8 protein-coding genes are annotated in these 19,155 nt (G+C 43.9%); 4 read left to right on the top strand and 4 right to left on the bottom strand.

All coding sequences use genetic code 11. From position 1 onward, the window contains the following. Nucleotides 1–294 precede the first annotated feature (294 nt). The 4 genes from HUZ36_RS00420 to HUZ36_RS00405 all read right to left on the bottom strand — a co-directional run bounded on the left by HUZ36_RS00420 (nucleotide 295) and on the right by HUZ36_RS00405 (nucleotide 13,523). Nucleotides 295–10,551 (bottom strand): Ig-like domain-containing protein, encoded by a 10,257-nt coding sequence (locus HUZ36_RS00420; protein WP_176031720.1) that lies wholly within the window; start codon nucleotides 10,549–10,551, stop codon nucleotides 295–297. 137 nt (nucleotides 10,552–10,688) lie between these two features. Then, nucleotides 10,689–11,348, bottom strand: coding sequence for a phage tail protein (locus tag HUZ36_RS00415; protein ID WP_176031719.1), 660 nt, complete (start codon nucleotides 11,346–11,348; stop codon nucleotides 10,689–10,691). Nucleotides 11,349–11,366: 18 nt separating this feature from the next. Continuing rightward, complete coding sequence (locus tag HUZ36_RS00410; RefSeq protein WP_176031718.1) at nucleotides 11,367–12,269, bottom strand: hypothetical protein; 903 nt, start codon at nucleotides 12,267–12,269, stop codon at nucleotides 11,367–11,369. Nucleotides 12,270–12,278: 9 nt separating this feature from the next. Next, nucleotides 12,279–13,523: a hypothetical protein gene (locus HUZ36_RS00405; protein WP_176031717.1), complete on the bottom strand. Its 1,245-nt coding sequence runs from the start codon at nucleotides 13,521–13,523 to the stop codon at nucleotides 12,279–12,281. Between the two features lie 907 nt (nucleotides 13,524–14,430). On the opposite strand from HUZ36_RS00405, the gene HUZ36_RS00395 reads away from it, so the two are divergent. The 4 genes from HUZ36_RS00395 to HUZ36_RS00380 all read left to right on the top strand — a co-directional run bounded on the left by HUZ36_RS00395 (nucleotide 14,431) and on the right by HUZ36_RS00380 (nucleotide 19,143). Then, complete coding sequence (locus HUZ36_RS00395; RefSeq protein WP_217704557.1) at nucleotides 14,431–16,305, top strand: methyl-accepting chemotaxis protein; 1,875 nt, start codon at nucleotides 14,431–14,433, stop codon at nucleotides 16,303–16,305. A 70-nt stretch (nucleotides 16,306–16,375) separates the two neighbouring features. Further along, a complete protein-coding gene (locus tag HUZ36_RS00390; RefSeq protein ID WP_176031715.1) occupies nucleotides 16,376–16,939 on the top strand; it encodes a PilZ domain-containing protein in 564 nt (187 codons plus the stop codon). 270 nt (nucleotides 16,940–17,209) lie between these two features. Next, a complete protein-coding gene (locus tag HUZ36_RS00385) occupies nucleotides 17,210–18,247 on the top strand; it encodes an agmatine deiminase family protein (protein ID WP_176031714.1) in 1,038 nt (345 codons plus the stop codon). A gap of 5 nt (nucleotides 18,248–18,252) precedes the next feature. Beyond that, nucleotides 18,253–19,143 (top strand): carbon-nitrogen hydrolase, encoded by an 891-nt coding sequence (locus HUZ36_RS00380; RefSeq protein WP_217704556.1) that lies wholly within the window; start codon nucleotides 18,253–18,255, stop codon nucleotides 19,141–19,143. Nucleotides 19,144–19,155: the final 12 nt, after the last annotated feature.

Genomic DNA, 19,155 nt, shown 5'->3' with positions numbered 1-19,155 from the left:
CTAAATAGCAAAATTTTTGCCTTGCCTATATGGATGTAGGTACCTTAGCGATAGCAGGACGCGTTAGCGGAGTTATCGACAAGATTTTTTCGCCTCAAAATAGACCACTTAATTAAGCAAATTGGTATTACTTATTAAAAAGTCATCACACTACACGCAAGCCCAAGCTCTTTAGATAATGGATGATGGTGATCCGCCACCAATAAAAAAGACTGCAACCTTAGTTGCAGCCTTTTAGCAGTGAAAGTAACGTTGTTCGATTAACCGTTCAAGCTACTTGTCGCACTGTCTTACTCACCACTTTTGAAAGCGGTTTGTTGAGCGCTTTCTACATACCGCCAGTAGCATGATCAAATATATCCATATCGATACCGCACCAGACGATTTGTTTTGCACTTTAACATTATTGGTGTCCGAAGCTTTTACAGTCACACTAACGGTACCAGCAACAGCGTTACCATAACCATCACTAAGCATGTATGTAATAGTGTCAACACCAACAAATCCAGCTTTTGCAATATAAGTTAACACCCCATCTTGAGAAATGCTGACCGTACCTTGAGCCGCTGACGCTTCGATAATCGTTAGCGTGTCTCCATCAGCATCACTGTCATTTGCTAGCACATCAATGTTAATGCTAGCACCAGCATTAACCTGAGCTAAGTCTGGTTTTGCAACTGGTAGACGATTAGCAATTACCTGAATTTGCACCGTACCGTTGCTACTTGCTCCTTGCGAATCGCTCACTACATACTTAACTGTATCAACCCCAGCGAACCCAAGGTTAGACAAGTAGCTGAGCTTCTCACCCGATACAATTGTTACTTTACCATTAGTCGCTGAAGCTGAGCTAACGGTCAAGCTATCACCATCTGGGTCGCTGTCATTTGCTAGTACATCAATCACTGTCGCTTTGTGGTGCATGGCTGTCACTAGCTCACCCTGTACAACAGGCGCTCGGTTACCCATTACTTCCACCACTACCTGACTATGCGCAGTACCACCTTGGCCGTCAGTAATACTATAAGTAATTACATCTGTGCCAACAAACTGCTCTGCTGCAACATACATCAGTGTTTGCTGTGCAGTAATTGTCACTTCACCAAACTGAGCAGAAGCTTGAGACAGAGATAAACTATCGTTATCAGCATCGCTATCATTCGCTAACACATCAATTTCAATGCTGCTATTCCAAGGTAAGCTTGCGTTGTCTGCATTAGCTACTGGCTTAGCATTATCACTGTGGTAAACCGCAACACCACTTGGATCCACCACGGTACCATTAGCTTCTCCATCTGCGTCATTTGGTCCGCCATCTTGTACGACAATCTGAACACACCAATGACCTTCTGTTAGACCCGGTTGCCACTGCGTAGCTCCCGGTGGAGGACAGTAACCGATAGCACCAGCAGAGCTGAACACTTGGTTGTTTTCGTCTTCAACAAAGTCGCTCCAGCCTTTGGCTTGGGTAAACTTACGGTAAACTGCATTTGCTGGAATTGGTAACTGCTGCGGTAGCACCAAGCTATAGTTTTGACCTTGCTCAGGTAATCCATAAGCGATGTAGTCATAAATACCACCTACATTAGTCGCTTGTGTATCATTTACAAGTCCAGTTTGCGATCCAGATTCAACCTGCAAGCCACCGCTGCTGCTTAGTACCGAAACCGCTCCACGACGTAAACAAACACCAGGATCACCTTCAGCTAAGAACGCAGTTTGATTATTAACTTGTGCAGGTACGACATTACACTCGTTAATCGCATCAAGATAATCGGCAATACCGTCACCATCACTATCTTGGTAACCCTCTTCGCTATCCGGGATAAGATCACCATCTGTGTCCTTATCATTCAAAGCAGCTAACTGCTCGACAACTTCAACATAGACTGTCTCAGAGGTATTTAAGCTAGGTGAACCATTGTCAGTTACCATTGATTTCACCGCGTGTACCCCAAGCGTTGTAGCGGTTGGATCAAACACAAATTGCGTAGGTTCGGTACTGAGGTTACTTAAATCTGATGACCAACTTACCGTTAATGTATCGGTTTTATTAGCATCTTTGGCCGCTGCTTTAATGGTTACAAGTCCACCAGCTTGACTTACCTTGATTCTCGTTTCGTTTTGTTGCCAAACGTTGAGATCTAACGTTGGTGCCACATTACTTTCACGAATAGTAATCGTAGTTTGATGTTTATTGCCCAAGTTCAATGCAGATGACAAGCTAACCGTTACCGTCTCGTCTTGCTCTGGTGCACCATCGGCTGCCACATCAAAACTGATTTCCGCCTGTGTTCCCTTATCTATAACGACTGTTCCACTTCGTGCAGTATGGTCGTCAAAAGATGCAGTACCACCAATAGTATAACCAATTTCTAGTGGATAAGTCGGTGAAGTTCCGTTTAGCAGTACCTGTACCGTCACCGCTGAACCTTCAGATACAATTTGATCCTTACTCAAAGAGATAAGCGGGTTTACATTCAGCCTTTGAAGTTCAATAGACTCAAGTCCAGAGCTATCCACAGTACGCCAATAGACATCATGTTTACCCGGAGCAAATACCATTTTTGAGTCAACCAAAGCTACTGGCAGTACATTACCCTGTGCATCTTTTGCTGAGGCAACACCTAGGTTTACCTTGGTGTAAAGTGCTGTGGCATCTACCGTCAGATCCGCCGGTACTGTAAGGGTTGGTGCTTGAGTATTATCATTGCCCTCTATCACCAAGTTAACTTTTGCACTCGCGCGACCTTTATTGCCATCGGTTACCGAATATGACAGTGACACTGAGCCTGTAAAATCGTCAGGTGCTTGATAACTTATTGTTGCACCGCTTACCGTTGCGGCACCAATACTTGCTGTCACTCCTTCAACTTTCAGTACATCACCATCAATATCGGCGTCATTACCTAATACCGCAATGGTATAGTTATCATTAGCCGTTTTGTTGAGTGTTAAACTATCGTCTTGTGCAGTCGGTGCGTCATTCACAGGGTTAACTGTAATTGTGACCGTTGCAACATTTGACGTAAGCGCTTCATCACGGGCTACGTATGTAAAACTATCTTGACCATTGAAGTTGGCATTAGGAATATAAATCCAGCCATTTTCAACTGCGCTTAATACACCATTTTGAGGCTGCGTTTGCGCCGTTAATGTCAAACTATCGTTTTGTGCATCACTTGCCTTGGCGACAATATTCACACGGCTGTCTTCATTAACCTGTACTGCTTGGTCATCTGCAATTGGCGCTGTATTTCGCACTGTTACGGTGAGATCAAATGGCGCTAATGAATCGGACAGCGCACCATCGGATACACTGATCAACACATTAGCTGTCACACCAACATCACTACCCGTAGGCGTGCCTGATAGCTCACCAGTTTGCGGATTAAATGATGCCCATGACGGTCTGTTTGTGATGCTAAACGTTAAGTTCTGGCTATCAATATCCGATGCGCTAGGCGTGAAGCTATAACGGTCTCCTTCAACTACTGAACGTGCAGGCTGACCTGAGATCGAAGGTGCATCATTCACATTAATCACAGTCACAGAGAAGGCTTCAAGGCTTGCTTGTAATGTACCATCAGACACCGTCATCACCATCTCACCGGTCGTGCCTACATTGCTTTGACCAGGTGTACCAGACAATGTACCTGTATCACTATCAATAGTAAGCCAGGTTGGTTTATTGGTAATGGTGAATGTCAGCTTGTCACCGTCAATATCTACCGCTTCAGGAGTAAAGCTATATAACTGCCCCTCATTTACTTGTACTTTTGGTGAACCGGTAATTGTTGGCGCATCGTTGACATTTGTTACCGTCAAATTGAATGCTGCCAAGTTTGTACTTAACTCACCGTCTGAAACAGTAATAACAATCCCTTCGTTATTGCCAACGTCAGCATTACTTGGCGTACCACTTAGTTTACCGGTGTTCTCATCAATAGTTAACCACTGCGGGTTTTGCTTAACAGAATAAGTAAGCTGAGTTGAGTCAACATCTTGTCCGATAGGAGTAAAGGAATATGCAGCCCCTTGCGCAACCGTCGTCACTGGGGTGCCTGTAATCGTCGGTGCGTCGTTCACCGCCTTAATGACAATACTGATTGAATCAGAAACAGTACCTGCGAGTGCATCAGTCAGTTCCACGGTAACACTTCTGTTCAATGTGGAAGGATTCTCTGATGTGTTCTCATAGCGAAGCGCTCTAACGAGCGATTGTACGATAGCATTATTCGCTGCGCTTAAGTGCACAGTTAACTCATCACTCGCAGTCACCACACCGTCATTCTCGGTGCCACTTGTCTCTTCAATAGCGCCGATGATTGTACTTTGGTAACTAATGTTGCCATTGCTGATGCTAAAGTCGCCACCTGTGGCAATACTTAAGCTATCTTGCGCCAATCCATTAGTTGTCACTGAGGCAACTAGTTTAGCCCCATTGCCTTGCCAGCTATTGTCTCCATCTGCGTCATCCGCAGTTGCTTGAGAGTCAAGTACTGTCGCCGCAGCATTTTCTGTGTATTCTACAGAATCTGCTAAAGCCAAAGTAGGCGCAGTGTTCACTGAAACATTAATCGTCACATCAGCGTGAGCAGAAGTACCACCTTCACCGTCAGTTAGGACAAAACGCACAACACGTTCGCCCGCCGTACCTGCTGAGTTTTGGCTGTTATCATACTCTATTGCGTTAATCACAGTTGCGACAATCGCATTGGTCGCATTGTTGTTAAACGTAATAGTCAGCGCGCTGCCGTTACTACCGCCTGTGTAGCTACCCACACTTGTTTGGTTGTATTCAACTTGGTCATTGCTAAGCGAGATTTCAGTACTACTGTCATCAATTGCTAAGACGTCTTCCGCAGTTTGTGCACCACTGGCAATCGACACGGTTAACATCCCACCATTGAAGGTGTCAGTATCAATGTCAGTAACAGTAACTGCACTGTTTTGATTAACAATCACAAAGTTTTGCGCTGAGGCATTGTAATCAAACTGATCACCATTAAGGTTATTGATAACAGGTGCGTCGTTGACATCGGTAATATCAATATTCACTGTTGCCAGCTGCCCTGAACTACTGCCATCACTGCCGCTGATAGTGATCAGTGCTTGATCATTACCTTGGCTATTAGCCTCACCTGTGTATGTAAGATTTGAAACCGTATTGAGGTAGGTATCAATCGCACTCGGTGCCCCTGTTAAAGTAATGGTTTTCCCATCTGATGATAAGGTAGCAGTTACACCAATCGCCGAACCATCAGCAGGTGTATCAAGTGACCCCTTATCCACTTTAATCGTCAATGTCACGCTCGCGCTATCTGGGTCAATAATCGTTATAGCCGATAAATCCAAGCTTGAGCTCGCATCTTCTGTTACAGAAACATTGGCAGGCGGTGTCGTTACAGACACAGCATCATTAACTGGATACACGGTAAAATTGAAGGTTTGCCCAGTCACTGGTGCCGCATTGTCCTCACCACCATCAGCAAGCGAGAATACAAAGCTATCTGATGTGGTTTCACTGCCATCATGCACATAAATTAGCATCTTGTCGTTGACACTTTTTTGCGTGAAGGTTGCGTTGAGCGACAGTTTTTCGCTGTCAATTGGATTTTTATCTTTATTTGCATCGATATACAAATCGCCATGTGACGGTAATGTAGTCACTGTATAAGTCAAACTTTCGCTATCATCATCTACATCCTCAGCCATGAATCTATCTTTTAGGATAAAGCCTTTGCTACCTTCGCTTATGCTCAAGCCAGAGTTGCGTAACTGCTTTGGTGCATCATTGACAGATGTGATAGTGATTGTTGCTGTATCCGAGGTATTTGAGAATGCGGAAGTACCACCTTTAGATATAGCATCAAACGTGCCACTAGCTGTACCCGTCGATTTATCCCACGCAACAAAAGTCATTCTTGATGTACCGTTGTAGTTTGCATTTGGAACAAAGCGTACTTTATGTGTATTTGCGCCACTGAGCGACCCATCTAGCAAACGAGCTACGGCTGTTAGGTCAACAATTTGGTCTGATGTCACACTGAAATCATCCCAAGAGCTACCGTTATCCGTAGTATATTGCCATTTACCATTGGTATTATCGACTGTGGTAACGGCAATGGCTTCAACGGCGCTGCCATCAACATCACCGATTGAGTTATCAACCACTAGCGTAGCAATATCAACACCAACGTTATTGGCATCTGATACATCTTCAATAATTGATGTAAATACAGGCGTTTTGGTATCATCCAATGTTGGTGCATCGTTCACTTCTGTAATGCTAACAACCGTTTGATTTGTACCCGTACTAGTTGCAATACCATCGTTAAATGTCCACACAAGCGTGACTGATGTACCTGGCGCTTCAGAGCTATTTGAATAGGTAATACTTTGCAATACACCTGCAACAATGGACGTTGTGGCGCTGCTGTTAAAGGTCAACTTCAAGGTACCTGTGCTATTAGTGGTGACCGTACCTACGGCAACACTACTGTACTCAATATTCTGGCCTTGCACTAATGTGCCTAACGCACCTGTGTTGGCAAAAACATCGCTGGCATTGGCCGCACCGCTTCGTGTGATAGTCAGGCTTGCACCATCATAATTACCACTGTTACTGCTCAGAGCATCAAGCTCCGTATCCGATACCGATACATTAGCATCTAAGATCACTGCTGAGCCATTTTCAGTAAATGTAGGGGTGCCATCAAGATCAACAAAGACTGGCGCATCGTTTTCATCCAACGTAATAGTCACCGTTTGTGTACCAGACTCAACAGCATTATTTGTTGTGATTGCTGCAATGTCGATGATCACAGTTTCGTTATCATCAACAACACTGTCATCCACCGCAGTTACTTTAAATGTTTTAGAGGCGCTGCCTGCGGCAATTGCCACACTGCTGCTGATATTGTCAGAGAGACTGTAATCAGTACCTGAGCCTGTAGCCGTGCCTGTTACATTGATACTGACCGTTACCGCATTGGTTGCGGTTACCGCGTTACCAGCTGAATCTTTCAAAGAAAGCGTTAACGTTGCAATGCCGCCTTTTTCATTGACTGTTGTATTATCAACACTCAACTCTACATTCGGCGCAACCGTAAAGGCAAAGCCGGTATTATTACTGAAACCTGCAAAGGCATTACCGCCATTATCGGTTAAAAAGCCCGCATCCATACGGATGGCATAGCGCAACCCTGCTGACAGATCAGCACTTGGGTTAATCGTTAAGGTATCACCTGATAAGCTGATCTTAGGACTGTCAACTGCAAAGGTTTCAATTACATTGCCGTTACTATCTACCAACGTGATAGTGCCGCTAGTGCCAAGTTGCATCGCTTCTGTGAACTTCAGCGTTAAGTCACCAGTTGCTGAAACACCAAAACCACCATTGGCAGTTGAGGAGCCAGCAGTGTCAATAGCAGGTGCCACACCATCAATAACTAACGCCTTGCTGGCAGCAAGCGAGTTGGCCGCACTTGGTGTTGCCAGCGTTAATGTTGCATCATTGCCCGCCGCATCTTTAATTGTGCCACCGTTCAAACTCAGCGCAGTCGTTGAAATATAATCAAGGTCACTGCTAACATCACCCGTTTTCACGGTGTAGTTAAAGGTTACAACAGAATCAGATACCGACGTGAAGTGTACAACTCTATCAACATCACCGGTTTCAAGCGTTAAAGTGGGTGCGCCTGTTACAGTGATATTTTCAGAAAACGTCACCTGAATCGCAATTTCATCACCCACTTTATAAGTACCATCAGCTTTTGAGGAAGAAACACTCGAAACCGTAGGGGCAATGGTATCAACCAGTACGTTGTCAGTATTAACGCTACTTAGCGTGGTATCAAAGGTATTGCCTGCCGTATCGTTCAGAGTTGCGTTGTTCAGCACAAAACTGGTGATACTGATTCCATCTAAATCTTCATCGCCTTGCACCACAGTATAAGAGAACTGTAATTGGCTAGTAGGCGATGTGGTTGTGCTGGTATCAAGTGCAACCGTTTTGCTACCAATGGTCAGGTTAAGTTGAGGCTTACCTGCGGAAGTATTTAGCGTCACCGACTCGGATAACGTCGCGGTAAAATCAAGCGTTTCACCCGCTGTATAGGTTTTATTGCTCGGTGGCATCAGTGAAGACACTTTAGGTTGTGTAGTATCAACACGTATACCCGTTAAATCAGCCACATTGGCCAACGATACATTTAAACTATTGCCCGACGCATCTTGGATTGTGCTACCATTGGTATCTACCATACTGCCCAGCTCTAGACCATCTGTATCATTATCGCCAGCCTGTACTGTGTATCTAAAAGTCAGCGCGGTTTTGCTGCCGTTACTATTATGGTAACTTGCATAGCGCGTTGTGCTCCCTACTTTTAGGGCGATACGTGGAGTGCCAGAGGTTGTGGTTACATCCAATGCTTCCGATACATTAACCACAAAATCAATGATGTCATTTTCTTTATAGCTTGCACTCGTGGACGTAGTAACCGAGCTTACCGTCGGCTTAATTGTATCAACCGTGATGGTAAAGGTTTTTTCAGCAGAGGTATCCACCCCACCGTTGGCCGTACCGCCATTATCTTGTACTTGCACCGCGATAGTTGCAGTGCCATTCACATTCAATGCTGGCGTGTAAGATAACTGACCACTTGTGTTAATTGCTACATTGGTGACCACATTATTCGCATCACTTTGTTCACTCACCAAGTAACTAGTGACCGATTGTACTGCGTTCGCGTCACCATCACTGCTCATTGACGCAAAGTTAGCAACCACTTGTTGATTACCCGCTGCTGCGTCTCCGCCAATTGAAATATTGCTACCCAAGCTCAGCGTTGGTGCATCATTCACTTCGGTAATATCAATGTTTACCGTTGGGTTGCTCGCCAAGTTATTAGTGCCATCGTTGGCGGTGATGGTGATCAGTGCTTGGTTGTCACCACTGGCATCAGTTGCTGATTTATAAGTGATATTGCTTGCGGTATCTAAAAAGGCGTTAATATTCGCAGCACTGCCAGCAAGGGTGATCACTTTTTTATCACTCGAAAGTGCGCGACTAGTTAACGTACCAGCGCTCGATAAGCTTTCAAATGTGCCGTTATTGACCGTTAAGGTTACCGTGAGGGCATCGTTATCGACATCCGCAAATTGCACTGCAGATAGAGTAACGTTACTTGCAGTATCTTCTAACACACTAATATCTGACGGCGAGCCAGATACTGTCGGCGCTGCATTAGGTGCCGCTTCGGTGGTAAAGTTCAGAGTGGTGTTATCGCTGATGCCCGCAAAGGCATTGTTATAGCTGTCTAATATGGCACCGCTATCAATTTTAACCGCGTAATTTGTGCTATAGGCAAGATCGCTTGCTGGATTAATATACAATTTACTGCCACTGATACTCACCTTGCCTGCGCCAGGAGTGGTGGTTGTGCCATCCGAATTTGTGGTAACAGAAAAGATTTCTGAGCTGGCTGCGCTAACGTTATATAAGGTGATATTACCCGCGCCAAGCTTGATATTTTCGCTAAATGCTACCGTGATATCTGCGCTACGTGAAATACTGGTTGCGCCATCCTGAGGACTTGACTGCGCACTATCTAGGTTTGGAGCAGCTCTATCTACCGTATGCACCGCACCAGTAAAGCTCGTTACATAACCGTTATTGTTATTACCATTACCATCGCCATCAACAATGTTAGTATTACTGTTTAAGTCCAGCCTTAAAGTGCCTGCACCGCTGATATTGCCCACTGTGACATCAATCGTGCTGCCAGAAGAGCCCGACACACTGTTCACAAACCCTCTAGCGTTTCCCGATACGGTGGTTACTGTAAAGTCATCAATTGAGACATTTGAAGCTGACTCATCAAAAGTCACGGTGTAAGTAACAGATGAGTCCCCAGCACTTGGACTGTCTTTTAGGTTAATAGAAGAAACAACAGGGGGCGTGGTGTCAGTGTCGGGTTGCGCATTGACATTGTCAACAACCAAACTAAGGAATGAGACGTTACGAATACCTTCTCCACCCGCGTTTTCATGTACTGTAAATTCAATAGAAGAGACGCCCGCAACTGGAGAGAAAGAACCAAAAAGGTCAGCTAAACCAGCCGAAGTACTGTTTGAAAGTTCAGTCAGCTCTGTCAGTTTAAATGTTGAATTTAAAAGTGTATCACCATTGGCATTTTTAAAAACGACTTGAGTAGCTGTAGTCAGTTTGACTTGTGTTGAACCATAAGCATGTATTTTAATATCAGTGACGTCAAAGTGTGTTACATTGCTTCCATTGGCTTTAAGTATAAAAGTTTGTGGCGAGCCTCCACTCACCGGGCTAATAGTGTCATCACCTGGATCTGCTAAATTATTTGATATCAAATAGCCGCTATGGTTAGTTACGGTTCTAAACCCTGTACCGCCAGAATCGACGCCTCCAATGTCAGCGAAGCTGATTGTTTGTTCTGTATTTGCACTAATGGCAAAAGACGTTGATGTAATAAGCAAAATGGCTAGCGTATTTAGCATTCTAACAATGCTCATTGATAATCTCCATAACACTGCATATACCCTTTCAAGGCAGATTGGCGAAAGCCCACCTTAATTTGGCCGCTATACATAACTAATTCCTCAAAAATAATGAAGGCGCTCACGCTCAGAGCTAAGCGCCCTAAAAACCACTAGCTTCGTGATGGATAAACGCCATCCTCGGAAATTACAAACTTAATAACAGTGCTTGGTTGGACATTGTATATTCGCCCTGATGCGCCAGTATTTCCTACATCGACTTTAACATCAACAGTAGTATCTATCTGACTAAATCCGCCATTTATCTGTACCGCATTCCCAGCCATTTGTACATCCGATGTGGTCGAATACGCCTTGGTAATAGGCGTTGTTACTCGACCATCCACAAGCTCACCAGTTGCCCAATAAGCCCCATCGGCATTGTCGGTATTACCCAAACCGCTTTTCGCATTTACGGTTAAGTTACCAACAAAACCCTGCGCAACACTTGTCGCTTCCGTTTGTGCTGTGGCTGTATGGCTGTGTGCTGGTAGCTGAGAGGGATCCAAAGTAATAAATTCAAGACCATATAAACCGCCTTGTATTTTGGGTTGTAAACCAGGGCCGACTCCATCTCCAATCGGACCACGGCCACGAAAATCAGGCAAGCCAAAGCTTACACGGCCATCACCACCATAGATGGTGCCCAATAGCGAGAATAAGGCCGTGCTAGTGCCAATACTTTCAATTCCACCCGTACAAGAGAAATACCCTCGAGGTATAAAGTTGTACCCTACCATTTCGATATCGCCAATTAATGGATCTGCGCTCATTATTTTATTCCTTCTTTTTTATTTTAAATTCATTCCGGCTTGCAGGTTGGCCTGCATAGCAAAGCGGTATCCATCAAACACCCCTTCGCTACTGCTTACCACATCTACTTTTACCGCTTGTTCGTTAGTTAACGCCAGCACCAGACCGCCTGATACTGACAAAGTAATAATGGTGCCCGCTTTCACGCCGTAAGTTGGCTGCGAGCTAATAGTCACTTGTAATAACTGACACACCGCGTGACCAATGCGCAACCGAGCGCCACCAAAATACGGGTTTGCAGCACGAACTAACCTCACTATTTGCTCTGCACTGTCGGTTTGTAAATGCACAAACAAGTCTGACTCATTCAGTGCGGGCAAACTCTTCGGGGTAAATGGTCGGCAAAGCGCTGTTTGCTCCAAGCTATCTACATCACTAACTAACTGCTCTAACATGTTAGGTAATTGCATGATTAGCTTTTTGTGTAAGGTGCCCGCAGTATCGTGGCTATCTATCGTGACATCATGGCTCAATAAAACGGTTTGCTTTTTCACACACACCGCTATCAACGCGCAGCTAGATTGCTGACTATAAATACTATGAAACACCGCATGTTCAGCAGTTGCATTGCTATTTTCTGCAATTTGAACCTGCACGATATTTTGTGCGCTTTGCAACTTACATAGAGGTTCATAGGGTAAATGGTAACTAATGAATCGGCTCCCTTGCCAAGTTTGCTGAGCAGAGGCCAAAACATCTTCATCTAAATTTGTGTGATAGGCGTGTGGCACATCAAAGTGCTTTGCTGCCGCCGCATGTTGTTGAGCAACTGACTCAGGGCAGTACACGCTTAATATACCAGCAAGAGCATTCATCTGAGTTAAGCATTCAATTGCCGGAGTTGCAGCTGGTGAGCTGGCCAATAAAATCACTTTTTCCATATTAATCCCTTACGCCAAAGTAGGTAAAAAGCCAGGCATGCCACAGAGCTTGTAATAAAACTTTAGCTTATCGCCACCTTTAACGAGTAAATCGTCTGGTTCAGACGCCTTGGGTTTAAAATCAATACACACCGACATATCCGCTAACGGGTGCGTGATCCCAGAGTCGTATTGATCAATCACCTCTTCGTCATCGACAAACAGCTTGGCGCTGAGCAATAAAATACGCTTAGACATATCTTCCACATTATGTGGAATGGTCACTTGATTTGCCTCAATCAAATCAAAACCATCGCCCAAAGGCATAATGGCAAGTTGCTTTAAGGTGGTAATATTAAGTGTAAAAATGGTGCCAAGGGAGAGTCGCTCAGCGCGGATCTGTTCGTTTATAAAACTTGAGTGACTACGCTCTTGCTCTCTCCATTGATCAACAAATTCCCGTTGTGGCACCGTAAGTAGCGCTTCCACAACTATTTCGTTTGGTAAGAGGTAAGCATCATCAGCTAGAAACGTTGCAAGGTGACGCATAAAACTCATGTGTCCTTCTTTACTCAAACCATGCTGCATCGCCTCTATCACTAAAATATCAATCGGCACGCTTGGTTTATACTCCATTACATCCATACAGAGTATCTCAATATTGTCAGTGTCCAGACCCAGACTCTCTACAGTTCGCTCCAACACTTTTTTTGCACCGGGCTGAATGTCTATTAATGTAATCTTTAACGGGCGCTGATAACGATTATGTGCATTGACATAACACAGAAGCGGTAAAACAAGGGGCGCAAATGGACCACAAGCAGGATAAACCAGATGCAGTGGCTCTTGGCTTTGTCCTTCAACCTTTGATAGCACTTTATCAAGCCCACGAATAAACGCTTTGACCCGATAAATATCGTTGACTGTCGACACCGCATCTTTAACAGCCATCACTAATCCTGTGGCGTTGACATAGGAATGTGTCACTTCTTCTTCGGGAAGCGCAAGTTCTTGATAAAGTTCTAGTAGAGACTCTGAAAAAGCAGCAAAAGCCGCCACCAGCTGATCATGTGTTTGTGTTTTTGCAAGTAAAGTTTCAACAACGCTACAGCAGTGTTTTATCAAGACGCTGCTGCTAGCAAACGCATCGCCTTTTAATTGTCGGGTAAGTTGACTGCGTAGTGATTGGTTAAATAGTCGCTCTAAGCTTGGATCAACGGAGCTGAGCTGTCGCTTTTCGCCCCAAGTTTGAGAAGGTTCGTTGCTTTTTTTCATATTCGCTTTCCTAAGCTTCGTGAAGGTGTAGACACTATATGACAATACACACAGCAGCACACTTGCATTATGATTTAAAGCCAGTTAAACCATATAAACTTTCATGTGCGATAATTCTTTTTAATAACCTTATTCTAAGTAGCGCGAGCATATCGTATCAACGAGATTCAATGATATTAAAAGCACCCACATTAACCTTATGAATTAGTTGATAAAAAATTAGGAATTTTGAGTTTCCCATTAAATAGCATTGTTTTGATAATGTCAATTACACCCTATTACACCCAATTTCTTTATTGTTAAAAAGGCGCCACTTGCTTTCATGGTAAATAGCCTCGCTTTTTAGGCTTCATGAGAAGTAATAAATCAGATGCGTAATAAAAGTATTCTTGTTGGTGAATATTTAGGGATTAGATCACGCGGTATAGAGCGATATTCAATAAACATCGAAGGTCATAAATAGAGTCAAACTCTTCATTTAAGCGCAATTAGTGAGTATCAAAGTTCAGGATGAAGTAATCATGTACATGCCTGTAATATCAACTGAAGTATTTACCTCCCTTAAACAATAAAACAGGGCTTCAAATGAAGCCCTGCTTTATTGTTGTATATCAATGCGCCTAAAAGGCTAATTGATTTTTTGCGTTGGCTGCGTAGTGGTGGTGTCGTTTGAGTCGGAACCTGAGCCGCCACCGCACGCAGCGAGAATCGTTGCCGAGACAATTGTTGCCAATACTGCTTTGTACATGATGCTTTCTACTCTTGTAAGTCTTAAAGAATCGGAAATGCACCATGAATAAATAGCTGATAAAAACGCAATAATTCGAAATACCTTCAAATGTTGCGCAGAAGTTTTGGCATTTTCTCATTATCTGTCATAACTTTAATGTATAAATACTGTTGGAGTATGGCTGTGAAGTTTAAACACAAAGTTGTATCCGTCTCTGCGTTTGTACTTTTGTTCGCGTTACTCGTTTTATCTGTCATTCAGTATCTGTCTGTACGTACAGCGATAAAAACCCAAACAGCGCAGAGTATCAATGAGATAATTCAAGGAATTGGTAATACCGTCACAGCACAAATGAAAGGGGCAACCGACTTAGCTGCGCTCACAACCAACCTAGTCGCTGCAACAAATACTTTAGAGGACGCTTTTCCCATACTATCGCAACCACAGCTTACCGATGCTTTTCTACTTATCGGGTATGGTGAAGAACAAACGGGTCGATACGTTGCCAGCGACCCCGGCTGGAACCCAGGTGCTAATTGGGATCCCAGAAAACGGCCTTGGTATACCGATGCAAAAAATGCACGTGAACTCATCATTACTTCCCCCTATGCCGATGCGGTCAGCAATGAAATCGTTGTGTCGATAGGTGCGCCTGTTTTCAAACAAGGTCAATTTAGTGGTGCTATTTTCTATGATGTGAGTTTAGCCAAACTTGGCAAAATGATTAACTCATTTAACCTGCTTGATGCTGGGTATGCGTTTATGGTGAGCAAAAATGGCTCAACTATCTCACACCCCGATGTCAACCTAAATGGCAAGCCTTCAACAGAATTCCTCGGCCAAATCAAACCATCTGAGTCGTTACAATACGTTAAGGTCGATGGCGAAGATAAATTGCTGTTATTTAAAGAAGTGACAGACCTAGACTGGTATTTAGGGGTCATGCTAGACGAAAACACTGTATTTGCCGCTCTCTCGCAACTAAGAAAAAATGCAGCCGTTTTTGCGTTTATTTCCGTTGTGCTGGCAACACTGTTGTTGTCGCTCGTTATAAATTGGCTACTAAAACCTCTTGATGAAATCAACACTGCAATGGCTGCCATTGCAAAAGGCAATGCCGATTTAACGGTACGACTAAACACAAACCATGAACCCGAGTTTTCTGCCTTAGCAACGAACTTTAACGCTTTCACCGACACATTAAGAACACTTATTGTGAATATTCAACGCTCAGGGCATGAAGTGCTCAGCGATGCCCAGCACACATCTCACGTCGCGGCTCAGTCTCGTCAAGCCATAGAAACACAATTAGAAACGATAAAGGTATTAAATAATGCGACGACACATATGTCTGCAACAGAGCATCAAGTAACTAAGTGCGCCCAAGAGGCAGCACAAGCGATAAAAGATACTGATCAGGTTGCTATTCAGGGTGAGGCTATCGTTGCAGAAACTACCAATACTATTGAAGCATTATCGAATCAAATCAGCTCAGCGATGAATGTTGTCACAGAGCTTGAAAGTTCATCTACAGCCATCGAACAAATCCTTTCTGTGATAAACAGTATTGCAGAGCAAACTAACCTGCTTGCCTTAAATGCAGCAATTGAAGCCGCAAGAGCTGGCGAGTCAGGTAGAGGTTTTGCAGTGGTTGCCGATGAGGTACGCTCGCTTGCTCAGCGCACTCAAGAGGCCACAACCGAGATCAGAGGCATGATAAACCAACTGCAATCAGGATCTGAAAGCGCAGTTACCGTTATGAAGCAAAGCCAAGATTATGTAGAGAAAACCGTAGATAAAGCTGAGCAAACTCGCCACGCGCTAGAGGATATGAGAAGTGCTATTCGCCATATTGTTGAACTTAACTCTCGTATTGCCGATATGCTACACGAGCAAAATGACATTGTAAGCAACGTTAATAATAGTAGCGCATCAATAAAAGAAATTTCTGAGTCAGTATACAGTGAAGCGAGAAGTGTTGATTCAACCATGCAGTCACAAGTTAATAAAATTACTGGTCAAGAGCAATTACTTGAGCAATTCAAAGTTTGATTATCACTAAACTAAACCGTTACTATAGAGGTAATAGAGGCAGTAAGCGCCGTAGTGCCAAGAGATTAAAATGAAAGCAAATTTGCAGGAATTATTTGAACAGTACTTTCAAGTAGCGGAGCAGGTTCAAATAAACCTATACCCAGTAGACGATAATATGGTACCTGAAAATGAGTACCAATTAGAGGCTGCCATTCCCCCACTATTCAAGCTTGCCAATGAAATCAATGCACTGGACCTTAATGCCCTGAGGCCCCTACGCAACCTAGGCAATACCGCTAATGAACTCGCGGCCTACTTACAAGCACAATCACGCAAAATTGACCTAATCATTAGCCACATTCTTGCCACTGAAGAGCCTGACGACAGCAGCTTATACTGTGACAGCTATGGTGGTGGAGGCTTAACGGTTACATTAGAAGACGAGTATGAAGTAGGTCAGTCGCTGCGAACGAAAGTATTTTTACGCAATGAAGCTAGTGCTATTTTTTGCTACTCCCAAGTACTGGCCAAGCAACAATCAAAGTATACCTTAGTGTTCAGCGCTATCAGAGAAGCTGATCAAGAGTTATTGGTTCGCGCCAGTTTACATGCACAAACCAGGCAATTAAAACAAAAACAGCAAAAGGAGTAATACCAATTAGTCTTAATGCTTGCTCAATTTGAAGGAGTAAATCTGACGCTAACTGCGTTAAAAATTTCTTATTTAGAACAACTAAATAGCAAAATTTTTGCCTGGTTATCGGCAAGATTCTCTCGCCTCAAAATAGATCACTTAATTAAGCGAGTTGGTATAAAAATCACACAATCAAACTCAGCAACCTCAATTAAACGCGTCAAAATTTACTGACACCTCTGGGGTTAATGATAAACTATAGGCTTATTATTCTATGGTGATGATTTAATGAGTTTTACTTTACTCCCTGAATGGGCAGAACAAGATGCCGTGATGCTCACTTGGCCGCATTCGCAAACTGACTGGAGAGATATTCTCAGCGATGTAGAGCCTGTCTATGTCGTACTTTGCCAACATATTACTCAAGTTCAAAAAGTGGTTATTGTGGCGCATGATGAATCGCTAAGAAAACACATTGAACGTTTATTAGCAGACGCCAATGTTGACTTAGCCCAATGCCAGTTTGTCGTTACGCCCTGTAATGACACTTGGACACGTGATCATGGCCCGCTAACAACACAAAATAGCACCATGGAACTGTGTGTAAAAGACTTCACGTTTACAGGTTGGGGTGATAAGTTTGCCGCTGAACTCGATAACAAAATCAATCAACAGCTTGCCACACAAGTGTTAAACCCCAACTGCACCTTTAAACCTGTGGATATTGTACTTGAAGGCGGCGGTATTGAGATAAACGAGCATAAAGTATTACTGACAACATCTGAGTGCTTGTTGAATCCGAATCGTAACCCACATTTGAGTAAAACAGAGTTAGAGCTGGTATTGCAAAAAGAGCTCGGTGCCGAGTCTTTCTTGTGGCTTGATCATGGCTACCTAGCAGGAGATGATACAGATAGCCATATCGATACCCTAGTGCGCTTTGCACCACACAACACTTTAGTGTATGTAAAATGCGACGACAAAAGTGATGAGCACTACGATGCGCTGAATAAAATGGAACATCAGTTACGCTCGTTTCGTACGCCATGCGGCAATCCCTACAAGCTGATTGACCTGCCGTGGCCTAGTGCTAAGTATGATAGTGACGGGGAGCGATTACCTGCCACTTATGCAAATTACCTTATTTTAAATAAAACGGTTTTAGTGCCAATTTATGGTGATGAAAAAGACCAAGAAGCACTGGGTAAAATCTCCCTTGCCCACCCTGAAAGAACAGTAATAGGCGTAAACTGTTTACCAATCATTCATCAATTCGGTAGCTTGCATTGTATTACTATGCAGTTACCCAAAGGTTTTTTAAGGTAAGTATCATGGCTGAAAAAAACATAAAAGTCGGTGTTGTGCAGCATAACAACTCGGCTGATCTAAAAAGCAACTTTGCTAAGACTTGTGATGGCATCAAAGCCGCAGCGGCGCAAGGCGCAAAACTAATAGTGTTGCAAGAACTACATCGCAGCTTATACTTTTGCCAAACAGAAGACACCGATCTATTTGATTTGGCAGAAACTATCCCAGGTCCAAGCACTGAGACCTTAGGTGCATTAGCCAAAGAGTTGAATGTAGTTATTGTTGCCTCGTTATTTGAAAAACGTGCAACAGGGCTTTACCACAATACTGCGGTTGTACTTGAGTCTGATGGTACTATCGCTGGTAAATACCGTAAGATGCACATTCCCGATGACCCAGGCTTTTATGAAAAGTTTTACTTTACGCCTGGCGACATGGGCTTTACACCGATCCAAACTTCAGTGGGTAAACTTGGCGTCTTAGTGTGCTGGGATCAGTGGTTTCCTGAAGGTGCACGTTTGATGGCGATGGCTGGAGCTGAGTTTCTTATCTACCCAACAGCAATAGGCTGGGATCCAAGAGACGACAAAGCTGAGCAAACACGCCAACGCGATGCCTGGATCATTGCTCAACGCGCTCACGCCGTGTCTAATGGTGTTCCGGTGATTAGTGTTAACCGTGTTGGTCACGAAGCGGATCCTTCAGGACAAAGCGAAGGGATCCAATTCTGGGGTAACTCGTTCGTGGCAGGTCCACAAGGTGAGATGCTATTACATGCTTCGGAACAAGACGAAGCCGTCTGTGTGGTAGACATAGATTTGGCTCGTAGTGAATCAGTTCGTCGGATCTGGCCGTATTTAAGAGACAGACGAATCGATCACTATCAAGATCTTTGTAAAATCTATCGCGATTAATAAATAGGAGTA

Source organism: Pseudoalteromonas sp. McH1-7, from assembly GCF_013366255.1.
In the GTDB taxonomy this organism is placed as follows: domain Bacteria; phylum Pseudomonadota; class Gammaproteobacteria; order Enterobacterales; family Alteromonadaceae; genus Pseudoalteromonas; species Pseudoalteromonas peptidolytica.
This window is presented reverse-complemented; position numbering and strand designations above follow the sequence as displayed.